Below are 1,147 nucleotides of genomic sequence, written 5' to 3'. Positions count from 1 at the left end.
ATGAAGGTAGTTTTCATAGGTCTTGGACGCATGGGGCAGGCGATGGCCCGGCGGCTGCTGGATGCGGGCCATGACCTTGTGGTGTGGAACCGCACGCCGGATCGGCTGCGCGAACTGCTTGACCTGGGTGCGACGCAGGCCGATTCGATCGCGCAGGCCGCCGCGCTTGGCGCGCCTGTCATCACCATGCTCGCCAATGACGAAGCCCTGGCACAGGTCGCCCAGGGCCCCGGCGGCCTGATCGAGAGCCTGCCGCCCGGCGGCCTGCACATCGCGATGGGAACCCACCGCAGCGACACGATCCGCAACCTGACCGCCGCGCATGCGAAGGCCGGCCAGATTCTCGTCGCAGCGCCCGTGCTGGGCCGGCCTACCGCCGTGGCGGCCGGGCAGCTCGGCATCATCGCGGCTGGACCCGCCGACGCCGTCGCGCACGCGCAACCGCTGTTCGACGCCATCGGCAGGCGGACTTTCGCCGCCGGGTCCGATCCCGCCACCGCCTCGCTGCTCAAGCTCACCAACAATATGGTGCTGGCCTGCGCGATCGAGGTCATGGGCGAGGCGTTCAGCCTGGTCGAGAAGTCCGGGGCCGATCCCGAAGCGATGCGCGATATTCTGATCGAGGGTCTGTTTTCCGGTCCGGCCTATAGCGGCTATTCGCGCGCGATCCTGGATCGCAGCTGGGATAATGTCGGCTTCACCGCAACCCTTGCCCTCAAGGATGTCGATCTCGCCCTCGCCACGGGCGCTGCCAATGACGTTCCCCTGCCCAGCGCCGAGGTCTGCCGCGAGCGACTGGTGCGCGCGATCGCCGATGGCGATGCCGAGCGGGACTGGATCGTCATGGCCCTCGCCCAGGCCCGCGCCAGCGGACTTGCCTGATTTTCAACCCAATCCTATCTGCTCAACCATCAAGAGAAAGCCTTCAACCCATGACCAGCAAGCTCTTTTCGCCGATTACGCTGCGCGAACTCACCCTCTCCAACCGCATCGTGGTCTCGCCCATGTGCCAGTATAATTCCAACGAGGGCTCTGCCAATGACTGGCATCTGGCCCATCTGGGCGGTTTGTCGATGGGCGCCGCGGGCCTGGTCATGGTCGAAATGACGAACGTCGCGCTGGACGGCCGGATCTCGCCGCGCTGCGC

The 1,147-nt window shown here is 66.3% G+C and carries 1 protein-coding gene and 1 pseudogene; both read left to right on the top strand.

What is annotated here, in order from left to right; all coding sequences use genetic code 11:
• Nucleotides 1-882, top strand: an 882-nt coding sequence (locus MRBLMC3_RS16190; RefSeq protein WP_363830491.1) for an NAD(P)-dependent oxidoreductase, incomplete at its 5' end; no start/stop codon positions are given.
• Between the two features lie 50 nt (nucleotides 883-932).
• Nucleotides 933-1,147: pseudogene (locus MRBLMC3_RS16185) on the top strand (NADH:flavin oxidoreductase/NADH oxidase); the annotation flags it as partial.

The organism is Sphingobium sp. LMC3-1-1.1 (assembly GCF_040676285.1).
GTDB lineage: Bacteria > Pseudomonadota > Alphaproteobacteria > Sphingomonadales > Sphingomonadaceae > Sphingobium.
Note: the sequence above shows the minus strand (reverse complement) of the source record. Positions and strands in the feature narration are given on the sequence as shown.